This window comes from Salinicola rhizosphaerae, from assembly GCF_014652715.1.
Classification (GTDB): Bacteria; Pseudomonadota; Gammaproteobacteria; order Pseudomonadales; family Halomonadaceae; genus Salinicola; species Salinicola rhizosphaerae.
This window is the reverse complement of sequence record NZ_BMZI01000002.1, coordinates 609,819-629,309: the sequence shown is the minus strand read 5'-3', so window position 1 is coordinate 629,309 and position 19,491 is coordinate 609,819. Positions and strand designations below refer to the sequence as shown.

General features: G+C 63.4%; 19 protein-coding genes and 1 rRNA gene. 15 read left to right on the top strand and 5 right to left on the bottom strand.

What is annotated here, in order from left to right; all coding sequences use genetic code 11:
• Positions 1-79: ribosomal RNA gene (locus tag IE125_RS06300) — 16S ribosomal RNA — on the bottom strand; the annotation flags it as partial.
• A 654-nt stretch (positions 80-733) separates the two neighbouring features.
• The gene (gene tyrS, locus IE125_RS06295; RefSeq protein ID WP_189443771.1) at positions 734-1,933 is read right to left on the bottom strand and encodes a tyrosine--tRNA ligase; all 1,200 of its coding nucleotides are present in this window, start codon (positions 1,931-1,933) and stop codon (positions 734-736) included.
• Between the two features lie 159 nt (positions 1,934-2,092).
• On the opposite strand from tyrS, the gene IE125_RS06290 reads away from it, so the two are divergent.
• A complete protein-coding gene (locus IE125_RS06290) occupies positions 2,093-3,202 on the top strand; it encodes an anhydro-N-acetylmuramic acid kinase (RefSeq protein ID WP_189443770.1) in 1,110 nt (369 codons plus the stop codon).
• Between the two features lie 22 nt (positions 3,203-3,224).
• Here IE125_RS06290 and IE125_RS06285 read toward each other — a convergent pair whose 3' ends face one another.
• Both IE125_RS06285 and IE125_RS06280 read right to left on the bottom strand, forming a co-directional pair.
• Positions 3,225-4,358 (bottom strand): PilT/PilU family type 4a pilus ATPase, encoded by a 1,134-nt coding sequence (locus IE125_RS06285; RefSeq protein WP_189443769.1) that lies wholly within the window; start codon positions 4,356-4,358, stop codon positions 3,225-3,227.
• Between the two features lie 62 nt (positions 4,359-4,420).
• On the bottom strand, positions 4,421-5,455 hold the full coding sequence (locus IE125_RS06280; protein ID WP_189443768.1) for a type IV pilus twitching motility protein PilT: 1,035 nt from the start codon (positions 5,453-5,455) through the stop codon (positions 4,421-4,423).
• 39 nt (positions 5,456-5,494) lie between these two features.
• Here IE125_RS06280 and IE125_RS06275 point away from each other — a divergent pair, with 39 nt between their 5' ends.
• From IE125_RS06275 to metW, 5 genes are all read left to right on the top strand, one after another.
• Complete coding sequence (locus IE125_RS06275) at positions 5,495-6,214, top strand: YggS family pyridoxal phosphate-dependent enzyme (RefSeq protein WP_189443767.1); 720 nt, start codon at positions 5,495-5,497, stop codon at positions 6,212-6,214.
• An 88-nt stretch (positions 6,215-6,302) separates the two neighbouring features.
• A complete protein-coding gene (gene proC / locus IE125_RS06270) occupies positions 6,303-7,154 on the top strand; it encodes a pyrroline-5-carboxylate reductase (RefSeq protein ID WP_189443766.1) in 852 nt (283 codons plus the stop codon).
• A gap of 63 nt (positions 7,155-7,217) precedes the next feature.
• On the top strand, positions 7,218-7,808 hold the full coding sequence (locus IE125_RS06265; protein WP_189443765.1) for a YggT family protein: 591 nt from the start codon (positions 7,218-7,220) through the stop codon (positions 7,806-7,808).
• 153 nt (positions 7,809-7,961) lie between these two features.
• Positions 7,962-9,137 (top strand): homoserine O-succinyltransferase MetX, encoded by a 1,176-nt coding sequence (gene metX, locus IE125_RS06260; protein ID WP_189443764.1) that lies wholly within the window; start codon positions 7,962-7,964, stop codon positions 9,135-9,137.
• The gene (metW, locus tag IE125_RS06255; protein WP_189443763.1) at positions 9,137-9,733 is read left to right on the top strand and encodes a methionine biosynthesis protein MetW; all 597 of its coding nucleotides are present in this window, start codon (positions 9,137-9,139) and stop codon (positions 9,731-9,733) included. Before metX ends, metW begins: the two co-directional genes overlap by 1 nt.
• Positions 9,734-9,753: 20 nt before the next feature.
• Here the strand turns inward: metW and sfsA are convergent, their stop codons facing one another.
• A complete protein-coding gene (gene sfsA / locus IE125_RS06250; RefSeq protein WP_189443762.1) occupies positions 9,754-10,512 on the bottom strand; it encodes a DNA/RNA nuclease SfsA in 759 nt (252 codons plus the stop codon).
• Positions 10,513-10,757: 245 nt separating this feature from the next.
• On the opposite strand from sfsA, the gene dksA reads away from it, so the two are divergent.
• From dksA to IE125_RS06205, 9 genes are all read left to right on the top strand, one after another.
• Positions 10,758-11,195 carry an RNA polymerase-binding protein DksA gene (dksA, locus tag IE125_RS06245; RefSeq protein WP_189443761.1) on the top strand — a complete coding sequence of 146 codons (438 nt, stop codon included), beginning with the start codon at positions 10,758-10,760 and terminating at the stop codon, positions 11,193-11,195.
• A gap of 178 nt (positions 11,196-11,373) precedes the next feature.
• Positions 11,374-12,264 carry a tRNA glutamyl-Q(34) synthetase GluQRS gene (gene gluQRS / locus IE125_RS06240; protein ID WP_189443760.1) on the top strand — a complete coding sequence of 297 codons (891 nt, stop codon included), beginning with the start codon at positions 11,374-11,376 and terminating at the stop codon, positions 12,262-12,264.
• Positions 12,265-13,255: 991 nt separating this feature from the next.
• Positions 13,256-14,686 (top strand): polynucleotide adenylyltransferase PcnB, encoded by a 1,431-nt coding sequence (gene pcnB, locus IE125_RS06235; RefSeq protein WP_189443759.1) that lies wholly within the window; start codon positions 13,256-13,258, stop codon positions 14,684-14,686.
• Positions 14,679-15,167, top strand: a complete 489-nt coding sequence (folK, locus tag IE125_RS06230; protein ID WP_189443758.1) for a 2-amino-4-hydroxy-6-hydroxymethyldihydropteridine diphosphokinase — start codon at positions 14,679-14,681, stop codon at positions 15,165-15,167. Before pcnB ends, folK begins: the two co-directional genes overlap by 8 nt.
• Before the next feature lie 83 nt (positions 15,168-15,250).
• Positions 15,251-16,042, top strand: a complete 792-nt coding sequence (panB, locus tag IE125_RS06225; protein WP_189443757.1) for a 3-methyl-2-oxobutanoate hydroxymethyltransferase — start codon at positions 15,251-15,253, stop codon at positions 16,040-16,042.
• Positions 16,042-16,923: a pantoate--beta-alanine ligase gene (gene panC / locus IE125_RS06220; RefSeq protein ID WP_189443756.1), complete on the top strand. Its 882-nt coding sequence runs from the start codon at positions 16,042-16,044 to the stop codon at positions 16,921-16,923. The genes panB and panC overlap by 1 nt, the downstream gene beginning before the upstream one ends.
• Positions 16,924-16,967: 44 nt before the next feature.
• On the top strand, positions 16,968-17,414 hold the full coding sequence (locus IE125_RS06215; protein WP_189443755.1) for a GNAT family N-acetyltransferase: 447 nt from the start codon (positions 16,968-16,970) through the stop codon (positions 17,412-17,414).
• Positions 17,411-18,367, top strand: coding sequence for a type I pantothenate kinase (coaA, locus tag IE125_RS06210; RefSeq protein ID WP_189443754.1), 957 nt, complete (start codon positions 17,411-17,413; stop codon positions 18,365-18,367). The genes IE125_RS06215 and coaA overlap by 4 nt, the downstream gene beginning before the upstream one ends.
• A gap of 136 nt (positions 18,368-18,503) precedes the next feature.
• On the top strand, positions 18,504-19,491 hold a 988-nt coding region (locus IE125_RS06205; protein WP_189443753.1), incomplete at its 3' end, for an acyltransferase family protein.

Here is a 19,491-nt window from a genome sequence, read left to right as displayed (position 1 = left end):
CTCCCTGTTACCGCTCGACTTGCATGTGTTAGGCCTGCCGCCAGCGTTCAATCTGAGCCATGATCAAACTCTTCAGTTAAAAGCTTGATAGTCCTTACCTCTTCTCTACCCGAAGATAGATGAAGTGAAGCGGACCAAACTTGGTTCAAGGTCAAACGAATCTTGACGAGTCGCTTGCCTCGATATGTCGTGACTGGCGTCACGCAAGACAAGCGCCCACATCAATTACCTGATCGATTGTTAAAGAGCGCCTTACTGGAAAACGAAGATGATCTTTCGCCTCCTGCCGTTTCGAAGTATGCCTTTCAAGCTTAAGTGCTTGTCAGCGCTGAACTTCTCGGCCGCCGTAAGGAGTGGCGTATTCTAAGGATCTTGGCGGCGATGTCAACGTCTTTTTTCGTCGAATCTCGCTTGGCGCTCGTGGGTCAAAACATCCCGAAACCGAGGCCGATCCTGAAGAAGCCGGGCGAGCATTCTGCTCTCTTCACCGTTGGGCGTCAACCGATATTTTTCAATCTAATCAACGCGTTATTCTGCTTCTTCGCTGCTTCCGAGAACCTGTCTCGTCGTCAGCGGATGCGTACTTTACGGATCGGCCGCCGACTTGGCAAGGCCTGTTTTCAACTTTTTTTGACCCGACGGACCAATCCCCTTCACCGACGCCGCCGAGCGAGCGCACCCGGAGACGACAACGCCCGCGCAGGGCGGGCGTTGTGGCGTTGCTGACGGATAATCAGTCGAGCGTTACCCGGGCATAGCGTTTCTTGCCGGCCTGGATGACGTAGCTCTTGCCGGTGTCGAGCATGGCGTCCTTCGCGACGACCTCACCATCGACCTTGACCCGCCCGTTGCCGAGCATGTCCTTCGCCTGCGCGCTATTGCTGACGAGGTCCGCGCGGTTGAGCACCGCAGCGATGGGGGCCTGCGCTGCGCCATCGAAAGCCACCGTCACCTCCGGCAGATCCTCCGGCAGCTCTCCTTCCGCCAGCTGGTTGCCGGCAGAGCGGTGCGCGCTGGCCGCCGCCGCTTCGCCGTGATAGCGCGTAATCAGCTCGCGCGCCAGCGCCATCTTGATGTCTCGCGGATTGGCGCCCTCATCGATCTGACGACGAATCTCCTCGATCTCATCGTTGGACTTCAGCGACAGCAGCTCGAAGTAACGCCAGATCAGCGTGTCCGGCATCGAGACCAGCTTCTGGAACATGACACCGGGCGTGTCGTCGACACCCACATAGTTGTTGAGCGACTTGGACATCTTCTGCACGCCGTCCAGACCTTCCAGCAACGGCATGGTAATGACGACCTGCGGCTCCTGGCCGAAGTGCTTCTGAATCTCGCGCCCCATCAGCAGGTTGAACTTCTGATCCGTGCCGCCGAGCTCGATATCCGCTTTCAGCGCCACCGAGTCGTACCCCTGGACCAATGGATAGAGAAACTCATGGATCGAGATCGACTGCCCGGCGCGATAGCGCTTCTCGAAATCGTCTCGCTCGAGCATCCGGGCCACCGTACTCTGACCGGCGAGCTCGATCATGTCAGCGGCAGACATCTCGCCGAACCACTCGGCGTTGAAGCGCACTTCGGTCTTTTCGGGATCGAGAATCTTGAATACCTGCTCGCGATAGGTCTGGGCGTTAGCCTTCACCTGCGCTTCGGTCAACGGCTTGCGGGTCACGTTCTTGCCGGTCGGGTCACCGATACGTCCCGTGAAGTCACCGATCAGGAAGATCACCTCATGCCCAAGATCCTGAAACTGACGCATTTTGGTCAGCAGGACGCTGTGTCCGAGGTGCAGATCCGGGGCCGTGGGGTCGAAGCCGGCCTTGATGCGCAGCTTGCGACCGGATTCGAGCTTTTTTACCAGCTCGTCTTCGATCAGAATCTCCTGCGTACCGCGCTTGATCAACGCCAGCGCCTCGGCGACCTCGGTCATCGTATCCGTCTCCACTACTCACGCCATCGAACTGAGAAAGGCGGCAATGGTAGCACGAGTCGGCTATCGACGAGGAAGCACGTCGTCGCCGGGATATCGCGACCTGGCGGCGATCGAAGCGCAAACGCACCGCCACGGCCATCGCGCCAGGAGAATGACATGGCACTGTTCGTGGGACTGATGTCCGGCACCAGTCTGGATGGCGTCGATGCCGCCCTGATCGACATCGACGACACCTCCCGTCCTCGCCTGGTCGACGCCCTCTGCCTGGCGCTACCTGCCGACCTGAGAGCGTCGCTGCTGACGCTGACTCAGGCAGACCGCGTGGACTTTGCCACGCTCGGTGCAACCGAGAGCGCCTTCTGCGACGCGCAGGCTGAAGCGGTCTCCCGGCTGCTGGCGCGCCAGAACCTGCACCCCGACGAGATCGTCGCGATCGGCAGCCACGGCCAGACGATCGAGCACGCCCCCGATGCCGCCTCCCCCTTTACTTACCAGCTGGACAACCCCAGCCGCCTGGCCGAACTCACCGGCTACCAGGTCGTGGCGGACTTCCGCCGACGCGACATGGCGGCGGGCGGCCAGGCCGCACCTTTGGCGCCTATCTTCCATCAGGCGCTGTTCACGGACGCCGAGCGAACCCGTCTGGTGCTCAACCTTGGCGGCATCGCCAACCTGACTCGATTGGCGCCAAGCTCCCGCCATGCACCGGTGATCGGGTTCGATACCGGCCCGGCCAATCTGCTGATCGATGCCTGGCATGCGCGCCACCGCCAGGCGCCCATCGACGAGAACGGTCGCTGGGCGGCGAGCGGCCAGGTCGACGAGACCCTGCTGGCCCGCCTGCTGGACGATGCCTTCTTCCGTCGGCCACCGCCCAAGAGCACCGGGCGCGAAGCCTTTCACCTGGGCTGGGTCGAGCGCCACCTGAGCGGCGAGGAGGCCAGCGCCAACGTGCAGGCAACGCTCGCGGAGATGACGGCCGTCAGCGTCGCCCGCGCCGCGCTGCCGTTCGTGGAAGCCGACCGCACCGACCTGATCGTGTGCGGCGGAGGCGCGAGAAACCGCCACCTGATGGCGCGACTGGCGCATCATCTACCGGCGGTGGCGCTACTGCGCTGCGAGGATTTCGGCTGGTCCGCCGACTGGCTGGAAGCGGGCGCTTTCGGATGGCTCGCCTGGCGCCGCCTGAGAGGCCTGCCGGGCAACCTGCCGGAGGTGACCGGTGCACGCGGACCGCGCGTGCTGGGCGGCATTTACGCGCCGTAATCGCGGCGATGAGGCCGCCGCCTCAATCGCCATCGATCAACGAGAAGCTGTCGCCAGCCGCGCTGCCACTCGCCTTCGGCCGCTGTTCGCCATATTTGATCAGCATGCGGAGATCATTGGCCGAGTCGGCATGGGAGAGCGCCACGCCCTCGCTGATCAGCCCTTGCCGAAATAGCTCGTAGAGCGCCTGATCGAAGGTCTGCATGTCCTGCTCGCGGGAGCGGCGCATCAAGTCCTTGAGCTCGGCGACCTTGCCCCCGCGAATCAGCTCGCTGACCAGCGGTGACTTCAGCATGATCTCGGTCGCCACGCAGCGGCCATTGCCATCCTGGCGAGGCAGCAGCTGCTGTGCGACGACGGCACGCAGATTGAGCGACAGGTCCATCCACACCTGCTCCTGACGCGACGGCGGAAACAGGTTGAGGATGCGCTCGACTGCCTGATCCGCGCTGTTGGCATGCAGCGTGGCCAGACACAGATGCCCCGTCTCGGCAAAACTCAGCGCCAGCTCCATGGTGTCGCGGCTGCGGATCTCGCCGATCATGATCACGTCCGGCGCCTGGCGCAGGGCATTTTTCAGCGCCACCTCGTAGGATTCCGTGTCGATGCCCACCTCGCGCTGGTTGATGATGCCGCGCTGATGCGGGTGCATGTACTCGATCGGGTCCTCGATGCAGATGATATGCCCACCGATGGTGCGATTGCGGTGCTGGATCATCGATGCCAGCGTGGTCGACTTGCCGCTGCCCGTGCCCCCCACGACCAGTACCAGACCGCGTCGAATCGAGGCCAGCTTGCCGATGGCGTCAGGCAAGCCGAGCGCGGCCAGATCCGGAATGTCGTAAGCGATACGACGGATGACCATGGCGGGCTGGCTACGCTGGAAGAAAGCGCTGACGCGAAAACGTCCCTTGCCGCTCAGGCTCAGCGCAAAATTGGCCTCGTGCTCCTGTTCGAAGCCCTCCCGACGCCCTTGGGGTAGCGTCACCGCGACCAGCTCGCGCACCTGTTCGGGCTGCAGCGGGACGTCGCCCAGCGACACCAGCTTGCCATCGAGCTTCAGACAGGGCGGGGCGCCGGTCGATACCAGCAGGTCGGAGGCTTGCTGGGACAGCATGATATCGAGCAGCTGATCCAACCATTGGGAAGGCGTCATGAAAAATCCTGGCAGCTATCGATGAAAAGGCAGCTATCAATGAAAAGGGAGTCAGTCTAGCGTCAGGCGTCGATGCCGGCTCGCGCCTTGGCGTTGGCCTCGTCACGGCTGATCACGCCTTCGGAGAGCAACCGAGCGAGCGCTGCATCCAGCGTCTGCATGCCGAGACTGCCCCCGGTCTGGATCGCCGAGTACATCTGCGCCACCTTGCCCTCCCGGATCAAATTGCGGATGGCGGAGGTCGCGACCAGAATCTCGTGAGCCGCCACGCGCCCTCCGCTCTCGCGCTTGAGCAGCGTCTGCGAGATCACCCCCTGAAGCGACTCGGAGAGCATCGAACGCACCATGCCCTTCTCGTCACCGGGGAAAACGTCGATGATGCGATCGATGGTCTTCGCCGCCGACGTCGTGTGCAGAGTCCCGAAGACCAGATGACCGGTCTCGGCGGCCGTGAGCGCCAGCCGGATCGTCTCCAGATCGCGCAGCTCGCCGACCAGGATCACATCCGGGTCCTCGCGCAGGGCCGAGCGCAGCGCCGGCGCGAAGCCACGCGTATCGCGATGCACCTCGCGCTGATTGATCAGGCAGCGCTTGCTCTTGTGCACGAATTCGATCGGATCCTCGATGGTGAGAATATGATCCTGGCGGTTCTCGTTGATGTAATCGATCATCGCCGCCAGCGTGGTCGACTTGCCACTGCCGGTCGGCCCCGTGACCAGCACCAGCCCGCGCGGCAGCATCGCGAGACGGCGGAAGACATCGCCCAGCCCCAGATCGTCGACGGTCTTGACGCTGCTGGGGATGGTCCGGAATACCGCACCCGCGCCGCGCCCCTGGTTGAAGGCGTTGACGCGGAACCGGGAGACGCCGGTCACCTCGAACGAGAAATCCGTTTCCAGGTCGGCCTCGAAGTCTCGGCGCTGGCGGTCATTCATGACGTCGTAGATCAGACGGCGTACCTGCGCGTCATCGAGTGCCGGCACGTTCAGCCGCCGCATGTCGCCATCGACGCGAATCATCGGAGGCAGACCGGCAGAAAGATGCAGGTCGGAGGCGTCGTGCTTTGCCGAAAACGCCAGCAGTTCGGTAATATCCATGCGTTTTTATTCGTTCCCTGCGTGAGGTCGCAAGCCAGTATGCCAGAAGCGTCGGTGTCCGCATCTCTCTCGTCCGCTCGCCATCGTCTCCAGACGGCGCTGGCTGCGGCCGGTCGACCGCAGGATGCGGCCCGGCTCCTGGCCGTGAGCAAAACCAAGCCGGCAGACATGCTGCGTCAGGCCCATGACGCCGGTCAACGCGCCTTCGGCGAAAACTATCTTCAGGAGGCGCTGGAGAAACAGACGCGACTTGCCGATCTCGACGATATCGAGTGGCATTTCATTGGTGGCCTGCAGTCCAACAAGACACGCGACGTCGCCGAGCACTTCGACTGGGTTCACAGCATCGATCGCGAAAAGATCGCCCGCCGCCTCTCGGCGCAGCGGCCTGCCGAGCGCGCCCCGCTCAACGTCTGCCTGCAGCTCAACGTCAGCGGAGAGACGAGCAAGGAGGGCGTGGATCTCGACGCCCTGCCGGCGCTTGCCGAGGCGATCCTGGCGCTGCCCAATCTGCGCCTGCGTGGCCTCATGGCACTGCCCGCGCCCAGCGACGACCCCGAGACGCAGCGCCGGGCCTTTCGCACGGTCGCGACCGCGCTGGAAACACTGAAGACGCGCTTCCCCGAGGCGCCGCTCGACACGCTCTCGATGGGCATGAGTGGCGACCTGGAAGCGGCCATTGCCGAAGGTGCCACGCTGGTTCGCCTGGGAACGGCCATCTTCGGCAGTCGCCCGCCTCGCTCGCCGGCAGACGCATGAGACCGCCATCGACGGGCGACAGCGGCGCGGCCTGCCCGGTGACCGCCGCGACGCCGACTGAATTTCTCTATCTCGAAAGGAGCTCGTCATGACCGAATCCGCGACATCCCGCCGTATCGTCTTTCTCGGTGCTGGCAACATGGCCAGCGCGATCTTCGGCGGTATGCTCAAGGGCGGTTACCCGGCCGATGCCATCCTTGCCACGTCGCGCACGCAGGCTCGCCGCGAATCGATCGAGGCCGAATACGGCATCCGCACGACCGCCGATAATGGAGTGGCAGTTGCCGAAGCGGACGTGGTCGTGCTGGCGGTCAAGCCACAGATGATGCGCGAGCTGTGCGAGTCGCTTCGCGAGGCATTTCAGGCACGGCGTCCGCTGGTCGTCTCCGTGGCCGCCGGGCTCGATGCCGCCACACTGGATGACTGGCTCGGTGGCGGTCTGGCGGTGATCCGCTGCATGCCCAACACGCCCTCCCTGGTCGGCGAAGGCGTCAGCGGCCTCTACGCCAACGGCAAGGTCAGCGACGACCAGCGCCGCTTGACCACGCAGCTGTTCGAACCCGTCGGACTGGTCGAGTGGGTCGACGATGAGCGTCTGATCGATGCTGTCACCGCCATCTCCGGCAGCGGACCCGCTTACTTCTTTCTCTTTATCGAATCGCTGGAAGCCGCCGGTGTCGACCTTGGCCTGCCACAGGAGAGTGCCCGCCGCCTGGCGTTGCAGACAGCGTTCGGTGCCGCCAAGATGGCGCGTCAGAGCGAGTTCGACCCCGCCGAGCTGCGCCGCCGGGTGACCTCGCCGAACGGCACGACCGAGCGCGCTATCCGCACGTTCGAAGCCGCCGGGCTTGCACAGATCGTCGATGACGCCGCCCAGGCCTGCGCCGAGCGTGCCCGGGAGCTATCACAAGAGCTATCACAAGCGCCAAGCCAGAATTGAGCGAATCTGCGCCCGTCGCGGATCGCATTGCAGAAACGAACCGCCTATCACCAGGAGAAGTCCATGGGCAGTAACCTCGGAAGCGCCGGCTTGATGCTGGTCAACAGTCTGGCCAGCGTCTATCTGTTTATTCTCATGCTGCGCTTTTTGCTGCAATTCTCGCAGGCGGACTACTACAACCCGATGAGCCAGGGCGTGGTCAAGGCGACCCAACCGATCGTCGCGCCCCTGCAGAAGATTCTGCGCCCCATCGGACGCATCGACATCGCCACCCTGTTCGCCGGGTTTCTGCTCAAGGCGATCGTGATTCTCGCCATCTTCCAGTTCGCCGGCTTCGGCATGGCGCCGCTGCAGGGCGTACTGCTGGCCGCCATCGCCGGCGTACTCAACGCGATTCTCAAGATCTACTTTTTCGCCTTGATCATCATGATCATCCTGAGCTGGGTGGCGCCCCAGGCGAGCCATCCGGGAGCGCTGCTGGTGATGCAGATCGTCGAACCGATCATGAGCCCGGTGCGCCGGGTCATCCCGCCGCTGGGCATGATCGACCTGTCGCCGATCGTGGTTTTCATCGCCATCAACCTGCTCGATAGCCTCGTCGTCGGATCGCTGGCGCGCGCCGCCGGGCTGCCTGGCGCGCTCGTCGGCTTCTGATCCTGACTGTCCGGCGCTTACCGATAGCGCCCGGCTCACCGATAGCGTTTGGCTTCGACGCGGCCGACCGATGCCCCAGGCGCGGAATCCCCCTACGAGACGCAAGCGCCGCCTCGGTCACGCTGGAGCCGAACCCGGAGATTACCCCGTTTCATGACCGCTTCCTTCCCATCCGACTCCGTCGGACTGGTCACACCGCAGACCGCGACTTTCGAGTCGCCGCTGGCACTCGCCTGCGGTAAGACGCTCGAGCGTTTCGAGCTGATCTACGAGACCTACGGCGAACTCAACGCCGAGCGCAGCAATGCCGTGCTGATCTGCCATGCCCTTTCCGGCCATCATCACGCCGCTGGCTATCACGATGTCGAGGAGCGCAAGCCCGGCTGGTGGGACGCCTACATCGGCCCCGGCAAGGTGATCGACACCAACCGTTTTTTCGTCGTCTCGCTCAACAATCTGGGCGGCTGCCACGGCAGCACCGGGCCGGCGAGCCTCAACCCCGAAACCGGGCGTGAATGGGGGCCGACCTTCCCCGTGATGACCGTGGCGGACTGGGTGCATAGCCAGGCGAGACTGGCCGATCGGCTCGGGATCGAGTGCTTCGCCGCGGTGGTCGGTGGCAGTCTGGGCGGGATGCAGGCCATGCAGTGGACGATCGCCTATCCCGAACGGGTTGCCAATGCGGCGGTGATCGCCGCCACGCCGCGGCTCTCGGCGCAGAACATCGCCTTCAACGAGGTCGCGCGACAGGCGATTCGCTCCGACCCCGACTTTCACGATGGCTGGTACGCCGAGCAGGAAGCGATTCCCAAGCTCGGGCTGAAGCTCGCGCGCATGATCGGCCATATCACCTATCTCTCCGAGCACTCGATGGGCTCGCGATTCGGCCGTGACCTGAGAAGCGACCAGCTCAACTTCGGCTATGACGTCGAATTCCAGGTCGAGTCCTATCTGCGCCATCAGGGTGATACCTTCTCGACCCGCTTCGACGCCAACACCTACCTGCTGATGACCAAGGCGCTCGACTATTTCGATCCCGCCGGCCAGCACGGCGGCGACTTGGCCGCGGCGCTCGCCCCGGTTGCCTGTCCGTTCCTGGTGGTCAGCTTCACCACCGACTGGCGCTTCGCGCCAGCGCGCTCGCGTGAGCTGGTCACTGCGCTACTGCGGGCGGGCAAGTCGGTCAGCTACGTCAACGTCGACTCGCCACACGGTCACGACGCCTTTCTGCTGCCGAACGACCAGTACGAAGCCGTGTTCGGCAGCTTCATGCAGCGCATTCATGACGACATCGAGCGCCGCCACTCATCGACGGGAGAGCATCGCTGATGCGCGCTGACCTCGAACTGATCTACGACTGGGTGCCGGCCGACGCGCGCATTCTCGATCTCGGCTGTGGCGACGGCACGCTGCTGGCTGCGCTGGCGAAACACAAGAACGTCACCGGCTACGGCCTGGAGATCGACCCCGACGGCATTGCTGCGTGTCTCGGCAAAGGCGTCAACGTCCTCGAGCAGGATCTCGACGATGGGCTGGACAACTTCGTCGATGATGCCTGCGACCTCGTCGTCATGACGCAGGCGCTGCAGGCGCTGCGCCGCCCGGACACCATGCTCGACGAGATGCTGCGAGTCGCGCCGGAGTGCATCATCGCCTTCCCCAACTTCGCCTACTGGAAGCATCGGCTGCACCTGACGTTTCGCGGACGCATGCCGGTGTCACGCTCGCTGCCGCACGCCTGGTACGACACGCCCAACATTCATCTCTCGACCTTCCAGGATTTCGCCAACCTGTGTCGGGCCAAGGGGATCACCATCGTCGATCAGGCCGTGGGAAGCGCGGATCACGAAGGACACTGGAGCTCGCGCTGGTGGCCCAATCTGTTCGGTGAGACGGCGATCTTCCGCGTGCGTCGCGGGCGCTGAGCCGGCAGGACGCGACGTCTCTAGACGCGATATCGCCGCTCGAGGTCGACCGGTAGACGGCGATCGATCTCGAGCCCGAGCGGCTCGACCGGCGTTCCCAGCGCACGGCAGCCGTAGGCGAGAATTTCCACGCCCTCGGCCGCCACCTCGGCTAGCGCTTCCGCGTAGGCTGGGTCGAGATGCGCCGCCGGCGACACGTCTGCGATACCCGTGTGTGCGGCGCAGAACAGCAGCACGCTGCGATGCCCCTCGGCGGCGAGATCACGTAGCGCCATTAGATGCTTTCTACCCCGCTCACTGACCGCGTCCGGGAAATAGCCGTGCCCATCCGCCTCTCGCAGCGTGACCTGCTTGACCTCGACATAGGTATAGATGCCGTGGGCGTAATCCAGCCGGAAGTCCAGCCTGGCGCTCGCCGCCCCGTCACCGCCGACCTTGATTTCGCGCCGGCAATCGTCGAATCCGGCCAGCTCCGTGATCGCCCCTCGCTGCAGCGCATCCGCCACCATGGCGTTGGTGCGCCCGGTGTGCACGGAAACGAGATCGTGGCCGCCGCAATCCCCGGGTAACTCGATCAACTCCCAGGTCCACGCGAGTTTGCGCGCGAGGTTGTCGCTGGGCGACAGCCAGACGCGGCTACCGGGCACGTTCACCGCCCGCATCGAGCCGGTATTGGGGCAGTGCGCCACGACCTCTCGGCCATCGTCGAGCACGACATCGGCCAGGAAGCGTTTGTAACGGCGAACCAGTCGACCTGGTACCAGAGAATCCAGATTCATGAACGATCCTCCGGTTGGAGCATTGCGGTCAAAGACGCTTCACAGGCGCCATCGACGCCCGACGGCGGGCAATTCGGCAGACGCTTGTGATCGCCGCGGATGAGAAAAATAAAGCGTGCATTCGGTTGCAAAGCGGTCACTTTTTCGCTAAATAAGCAGGGCTTCGGGCAGTGGCAAACGCTGCCCCCGGTCGATTCTCGGCCAGATGACACGCGTCACGACACTTGCGTAACGAGGCAGCCCCCATGCCAGTAGCGGAAAAGAAAACGGAAGCGCCCAGCCAATTCACCCCGTACCAGCCGGCACCGGGTGAAGAGTACATGAACGACAAACAGCTTGCGCATTTCCGTGGGATCCTGATGGGCTGGAAACAGGATCTGATGGAAGAGGTCGACCGCACGGTCCGCCACCTGCAGGAAGAGGCGAACAACTTCGCCGATCCCGCCGATCGCGCCACGCAGGAAGAGGGCTTCAGCCTGGAACTGCGCACCCGTGATCGCGAGCGCAAGCTGCTCAAGAAGATCAACGAGACCATCGAGAAGATCGACGAAGAAGATTACGGCTTCTGCGAAGCATGCGGCGTCGAGATCGGCATTCGCCGCCTCGAAGCACGCCCCACGGCCACCCTGTGCGTCGACTGCAAGACGCTCGCGGAGCTCAAGGAGAAGCAGCTCGGCGGCTGAAACCGACCGCATGTGACGTCATGCGGCTGCAGGCACCTGTCAAGGTGTATCAGCGGGCACCATCGAAGGTGCATCAAAGGGCACCTTTTGAGAGTCCCGCCACGGGCACCTGAACGGGTGCCCGTTCTGTTTTCGTCTCCGACAATCCCGGCAGACGCTCGTCTCGATGGGAGCCTCCATGCGCTATATCGGCCGATTCGCGCCGACACCCTCCGGCCCTCTTCACCTCGGCTCGCTGGTCGCCGCCCTCGGTAGCTGGCTCGACGCACGCGCGGCCGGCGGTCAGTGGCTGCTACGCATCGAGGACATCGATCCGCCGCGCTGTCCGCCTGGCGCCAGTGACGAGATCCTGCGACAGCTCGAGGCCTTTGGCCTGACCTGGGATGGAGACGTGCGCTATCAGCGCACGCGCGGCGCCGCCTATCAGGTCGCGCTCGACAGCCTGGTCGAACGCGGCCTGGCTTACGCCTGCGGCTGCTCCCGCCGGGAATGGCAGTCCCACGGTGTCTACCCGGGTTGGTGCCGCCAAGGTTCGCGACACCCCGAGCGACCGCAGGCTTGGCGCCTGCGCACCGATCTCGGTCCGGACCCTGTCACTTGGCACGACCGGGTATTCGGCCCGCAGCGATTCGATCCCAAGACCCAGGGCGACGTCGTGATACGTCGGAAAGACGGCCTGTGGGCCTACCAGCTAGCCGTGGTCGTCGACGATGCGGATCAGCAGGTGAGCGATATCGTGCGAGGCTTCGATCTGCTCGACAACACGCCATGGCAGAGACAGCTACAGTCGATGCTGGGCTACGCCGAACCCCGCTATCTTCATTTGCCGCTCGTCATGGGCGAGGACGGACAGAAACTCTCCAAGCAGAACCTGGCCGCCCCGATTCCGACCCGACCGGAGGACGCGCGCCCGCTGCTTCACCAGGCACTGCACCTGCTGGACCAGCAGCCGCCATTGGCGCTGCGTGATGCATCGATCGACACCCAGCTCGAGCACGCCGTGCACCACTGGACTCCCGCGGCCATCGCCGACAACCCTCGACGTGACCCCGTTCCACCTGCGTTCTGAATCATCGCGTCCGGGCTTGCGACGACCGTGTCACGGCCGGTAGCTGCCGTACTCCCCCAAGAAAAGACTATCGTCTAAGCGCAACCAGCTGCGTTTTGCGCCACCCTGTCGCCAGCGCCGACAACGCTTGCACCACAATCAGGCACGCCCGCTTCTTCATGCCCCGTTATGAAACAGCAAGGCGGAAGCCGATGATGCCAATCGCCAAAGTGGCATGCGTGATATCATCTCAAGCTGTTGTTTATAGGCGAAAAAAAATGGAGTGGCACGATGAGTGCAATAACTAGGACAAGAAAAACAAACATCGGGTGCTGATCGCCCAACAAGAACAATACCCTGATCAGCCGGTGACCCAGGATGCCGATAACAAGAACAAACGGCACGACAGACCCAGGCTTTCGCAGCCGAGCCATAACAATGACAACGGCTCTGGTCTGCGACGAAGGACGACAACAATGACAATATCGTCCAGGCGCCTATTCAGAATCAGGACGCGACGTTCTTCGTCACCCCGGGGGCAATAACGACAAGTCTCCCCCGGTGCGAAGACTTCTCGCAACAACAACAAGAAGCGAGAACGGGCATTGCCTGTCGTGGTTGGATTATTGTTTTGAATACGAGGTGGTCGCACTGGGCGGCGCCGACAACGACAAGTCAGCGACTGCGCCAACGTGATGCGACTGTGATGCGTATTCAAGGCGATGCGCCATCACGAACAAGAAAAAGCGGCATGGACGTTGCAACAGGTGCTTGAAAAGGGAGACCCGGCGGGTCTCCCTTTTTACTATCCACGTTTACTATCCACGTTTACTATCCACATCTACTGTCCACGTCATTGGCGATATACGCCATGTGCCGTGCGCTGGAACGTGTAGCCGATCCCGGCGCCCCTGTGGAAAGCCGTCCCGGTCGACGCAAAGCAGCCACCTTTGCAAGCCCCCGGCCCTCCGCTACACTGAGCTTTTGCTATCTCGCGAGTCTATATCGCCGCATGTTCAAAGGATTTTCCCGCTTTCTTCAACGTCCCGGTGAACGTTTGAAGACCCTCTTCGGCCCCGACGCGGCCCAAGCCGCGGCAGACGACACGCCCACTCGGCAAGTACTGCCTCGAGACGAACACAATGTTTCGCGCAGAGATCTCAGCGAGAGCGCGCTCAAGGTGCTCTATCGCCTCAACGGCGCGGGCTTTGACGCCTATCTGGTCGGCGGCTGCATTCGTGACTCCCTGCTCGGCAATCGGCCCAAGGATTTCGATGTCGCGACCAACGCGACCCCCGACGAGGTGCGCCAGCTCTTCCGTAACTCCCGCATCATTGGGCGCCGTTTTCGTATCGTTCACGTCCGCTTCGGACGAGAAGTCATCGAAGTCACCACGTTTCGCGGCCGCCACGGAGAAGAACACGGCGGCAACCTGAGCCAGCAGTCCGATGACGGTCTGCTGCTGCGAGACAACGTCTGGGGTAGCGTCGAAGAGGATGCGATCCGGCGCGACTTTACGGTCAATGCGCTGTATTACAGCGTGACCGACTTCGCCATTCACGACTGGACCGGCGGACTCAAGGATCTCGATGACCGGGTGCTGCGTCTGATCGGCGACCCGGAGACCCGTTACCGGGAAGATCCGGTACGCATGCTGCGCGCCGCGCGTTTCGCCGCCAAGCTCGACTTCGATATCGCCGATGAAACCGCCGCGCCGATTCGCGAACTCGCGCCGCTGCTGCTGCAGATTCCGCCTGCCCGTCTGTTCGAGGAAGTGCTCAAGCTGTTTCTCTCGGGCCACGCCGTGCAGAGCTTCCGCGTGCTGCGCGACTACGGTCTCTTCGCCATGCTCTTCCCGGAAAGCGACGAGGCCATGGCCGAACTGCCCTGGGCCGAGGCGCTGATCGAGCAGGCGCTGGCCAATACCGACGCGCGGCTGGCCCAGGATCGACCGGTCACGCCCGCGTTCCTGTTCGCGGCCCTGCTGTGGCCCTGCGTTCATCTGCGCACCGCGCGAATCGCCCACGAGCAGGATCTGCCCGATGTGCCGGCGCAGCAGTCGGCGGCGCAGCAGGTGATCAGCCGGCAGCTTCAACATACCTCGATCCCCAAGCGCTTCAGCATGCCGATGCGCGATATCTGGGATCTTCAGCAGCACCTGCCGCGCCGTCGCGGCCGCAAGGTATTCCAGACCTTCGAACACCCGCGTTTCCGTGCCGCCTACGACTTCCTGCTGCTACGCGAAGACGCCGGAGAGCTGCCGGCCGGACTCGGCCAGTGGTGGACCGATTTCCAGGCGGCCGACGAAGAGGGGCAGCGGCAGCTGCTCGACCGGGTCGACGGCGGCAACCCTGCCGGCAACAGCGGCAAGCCCAAACGCCGCCGCCCCCGCAAGCGTCGGCGTTCGACCAACAAACCGACACCACCGACACTGGATGACTGAACCCGCGCTTGCGCTGATCGGGCTGGGCAGCAACCTGGACGCCCCGCGCCAGCAGCTCGAACGCGCGCTGACAGCGCTGGACCGACTGCCGCTGACTCGCTGCATCGCGCAATCGAGCCTTTATGCCAGTGCGCCGGTTGGTCCGCAGGATCAGCCGGACTTCGTCAATGCCGTCGCTGCGGTGCGCACACGCCTTTCGCCGCTGGCCCTGCTCGATCAGCTTCAAGCGTTGGAACAGCGCCACCGCCGGGTGCGCGCGCGTCACTGGGGCCCACGCACCCTCGACCTGGACCTTCTACAGTACGCCTCGCTCGAGCTCGGCACGCCGCGTCTCGTTCTGCCTCATCCCGAAATGCTCAATCGACGCTTCGTGCTCGAGCCGTTGTGCGAAATTCTGGCGCAGTTGGGGCTGGAATCCACCAATTTTCAGCGTCAGCTGACCCTGCTGGGAGACCAGGCGCTGCATCGACTTGCCGACTGATTCCCCAGCGGCCAAGGTCGTGTTGCGTCGCCCCGATAACGCTTTACACTCTGCGGCGCCCGTCAGTTCACGGAGACAGTTCCATGAAGCGCGTTACCGTCACCACGCTCGCCCAGTACAAGCAGCGTGGCGAGCCTTTCAGCTGCCTGACCGCCTATGACGCCACGCTGGCGCGCTGCGCCGACGATGCCGGGGTAGACGTGCTGCTGGTCGGAGACTCTCTCGGCATGGTTCTGCAGGGCCACGCGAGCACGCTGCCGGTCACGCTCGACGACATTCGCTACCACACCGAGTGCGTCGCTCGCGGCAAGCACCGCAGCCTGTTGATGGTCGACCTGCCCTTCATGAGCAATGCGGATACCGGTCAGCTGTTGCGTGACGCGGGCGAGCTAATGCGCGCCGGCGCGGAGCTGATCAAGATCGAGGGCGCAGCCTGGATGGCCGATGGTATTGCCGAGCTCGCTTGCCGCGGGGTGCCGGTCTGCGCGCATCTGGGCCTGACGCCGCAGAGCGTCCATCAATTAGGCGGCTTCAAGGTCCAGGGCAAGGCCGAAGCCGAGGCGATGCGTATCGTCGAGGATGCCCGTCAGCTGGCCGAGGCCGGCGCAGCGGTCATTCTCCTGGAGTGCGTGCCGCGCGACGTCGGCAAGGCGGTTCGCGATGCCGTCGAGGTGCCGGTCATCGGCATCGGCGCCGGGCCGGACGTCGACGGTCAGATTCTGGTGATGCATGACGTTCTCGGTCTGAACAGCGGTTACGTACCGCGCTTCGTGAAGAATTTTCTGACCGGCAACGACAGCATCGAAGCGGCGTTTCGTGCCTACGATGGCGCGGTCAAGGGCCGCCGTTTCCCCGCCGAGGAGCACACCTTCTGATGCACCTCGAACACGATATCGCGCCCCTGCGGGAACGACTGCAAGCGTACCGCCGTGCGGGGCATCGCATCGCGCTGGTTCCGACCATGGGCAACCTGCATGAAGGGCACCTGACGCTGATCGACCGCGCTCGCGAGCTGGCCGACATCGTCGTCGCCACGCTTTTCGTCAATCCGCTGCAGTTCGCCGCCGGCGAAGACTTCGGCCGCTACCCGCGTACGCTGGAGAGCGACCGGCAACAGCTTACCGCTCGCGGCTGCGATCTGCTCTTCGCGCCCGCCGTGGACACGCTCTATCCGCACGGGCTGGCATCGCAGACGCAGGTTCACGTACCCGATGTTTCCGAGGGGCTCTGCGGCGGCTCGCGGATCGGCCACTTCGATGGCGTCGCCACGGTGGTCTCGCTGCTGTTCCATCTGGTGCAGCCGGACATTGCCTGTTTCGGCGAGAAGGACTTCCAGCAGCTCGCCGTGATCCGAAAGCTGGTGGCTGATCTCCATTTTCCGATAGAGATCGTCGGCGTGCCGACCGTGCGCGCCGACGATGGGCTGGCGCTGTCATCGCGCAACGGCTATCTGTCGGCCGCCGAGCGCGAGCTGGCGACGATGCTCTACCGCACGCTCGGTGCCTGTCGCGACGCCATCGAGCGCGGCGACGCGGCCGAGAATGCGATCGCCGAAGCCGCTCGGTATCTCGAGGCGAACGGGCTGAAACTCGACTATCTCGAACTGCGGAGACCTGACCTGAAAGCGTTCGATCCGGCCGAGGACACGACCGGTCGTCTACTGGGGGCGGTCTATCTCGGCACGACACGGTTGATCGACAACGTCGCCATCAGCGTCTCGACTGCCCAGGGTCGGGGTGCAGGCGAGGCGCGGTGATGGCTGAACCACGCTGGAGACCCGCGCTGCCCCAGGACCTCGCCATGATCGCGACCTGGATCGACTCGCCGACGGCGCTGACACGCTGGGCCGGGCCGGGGCTCTCGTGGCCACTCGATGCTGCCGTGCTGTGGCGCGAGCTCGATGGCGGTGGCACGCCATCGTTCTGTCTTGCCGAGACGAACCAGCCAGTCGCCTTCGGTCAGCTCTTCGTGAAGGGAACGCATCACCAGCATCTGGCCCGGATCATCGTCTCGCCCGACCGGCGCGGCGAGCGTCTGGGCGAACGTCTCTGCCGCGAACTGCTGCGCGAAGCCCGCGCCGAACGCATCACGCTGAATGTCTTCGCCGATAACCGCGCCGCGCTAACGCTCTATCGCCGCCTTGGCTTCGAGGCCATCGGCGACACCGATTCCCGTGGCATTGTGCCGATGCAGCTGAGACAATTTGACGCGGACGTCGACAGCCCGGACGCACAAGAGACACGATGAATCAGCTGACCCCCAACCCGTTCTCGCCCTATCAGTTCTACGATGCCGAGCAGTGGTCGGCGTTTCGCGCCGATACCCCGCAGACGCTCTCCGCCGAGGAAGTCCAGCGTCTGCGCTCGCTCAACGATCCGATCGATCTGAACGAAGTGCGCCGCATCTATCTATCGCTGTCGCGATTGCTGTCGGCCTATGTCGAGGCGAGTCAGCAGCTCTATACCCAGCGCAAACGCTTTCTGGATATTGATGCGACCCACAAGACGCCGTTCATCATCGGGATTGCCGGCTCCGTCGCGGTCGGCAAATCGACCACCTCGCGCATTCTGAAGGAGCTGCTGGCGCGCTGGCCCTCCAGCCCCAAGGTCGATCTGGTCACGACCGACGGCTTTCTGTTCTCCAACGCCGAGCTTCGCGAGCGCGAGCTGATGACCCGCAAGGGGTTTCCGGAGAGCTACGACATCGGCGCCCTGCTGCGCTTCCTCTCGTGGATCAAGGCAGGTGCCCGCAACGTGCGCGCGCCGCTCTATTCGCATCTGACCTATGACGTGTTGACGGACGAACACCAGACAGTCGATAGCCCGGACATCCTGATCGTCGAGGGCATCAACGTGCTTCAGGTTCGCGATCTCCCGGAAGACGGCAAGATGGTGCCGTTCGTTTCCGACTTCTTCGACTTCTCGATCTATATCGACGCGGAGGAGCGCCATATCCACGACTGGTACCTGGAACGCTTCAAGCTGCTGCGCCAGACCGCGTTCCAGAATCCGGCGTCCTTCTTCCACCGCTACGCAGAGATCGGCGAACAGGAAGCCCTGCAGATTGCCGAAGGGCTCTGGCGCGACATCAACCGTCGCAATCTGCGCGAGAACATTCTTCCGACCCGCCCGCGCGCGGATCTGATACTGCGCAAGGGCCCCGATCATCTGGTCGAGCAGGTGGCGCTGCGCAAGCTGTAATTCGCGTGTGCGTCCCCTCGAGGCTGCGTCGATAAGAAACGCTGTTTTGTAATATCGCGTAAAATCCGCGAACTTTTTGCGAGCGCTCCCTTCAGACTTAGTGACCGATGACGGACCGAATGGGAGAGTGACAAGGATGTTGATTTCCGTGCAGGCGCTGCGCGCCCTGGCGGCATGGATCGTGGTCTTTCACCATTTCATGCAGGTGTTCTACGGTTTCGATGCCAACAACTGGGTCGAGTACCTGTTTTCCACCCGCGGGCAAGTGGGTGTGGATATCTTTTTCATCATCAGCGGCTTCGTGATCACCGTCTCGACACGGGGCAAATCCCTCTCCATGCCGCAGTTCCTCGCCCATCGTCTGGTCAGAATCGTGCCGGCCTACTGGCTCTACACCGCCATCACCGCGACGATCATCTACTTCGCCAGCAGCGTGATGCCGGATTACGGGCTGAGTCTCTCCGGGCTGATCAAGTCGCTGTTTTTCATCCCCGCGGAGAATCCCGCCGGCTACGGCTACTACCCGATTCTGCCGGTCGGCTGGACGCTCAACTTCGAGATGCTGTTCTACGTCGTATTTGCCGCCTCCCTGATGCTCAAGGTGAAATGGCAGCTGTGGGCGGTCGTACTGGCGATCGTGATCATCAACACGCTGTTCGCACATCAACCGTTCATCAGCAGCTTCTACGAAGATCCGATCATCTTCGAGTTCCTGCTCGGTATGGGCATCGGCGTACTCTACTCGCGCCACGGCATCCCGAGCGGGCGCTGGTGGCCGATGGCGCTGGCACTCGCCTCCGCCGCCACGATTCTCGGCTTCAACGACCCATCCGGCGTGCTGCGATTCGTCGCCTGGGGACTCCCCAGCGCGCTGCTGGTGATCGCCTTCATCGCGATGGAGCCGAGGCTCGGCCATAACCGGATCATCAAGGCCATGGGCGACTGGTCATACTCGACCTACCTGCTCCACGTCATCGTGCTGTGGTCGGGGGACTACGTGCTGACGCGCCAGTTCGGCCTCTCTCCCTGGCTGGCGCTGGCGATCTGCCTGCCGATCATCGCGCTCTGCTCCTGGTTGAGCTACGAGTTCGTGGAGAAGAAGCTCTCGCGCAGGCTCAAGCGCC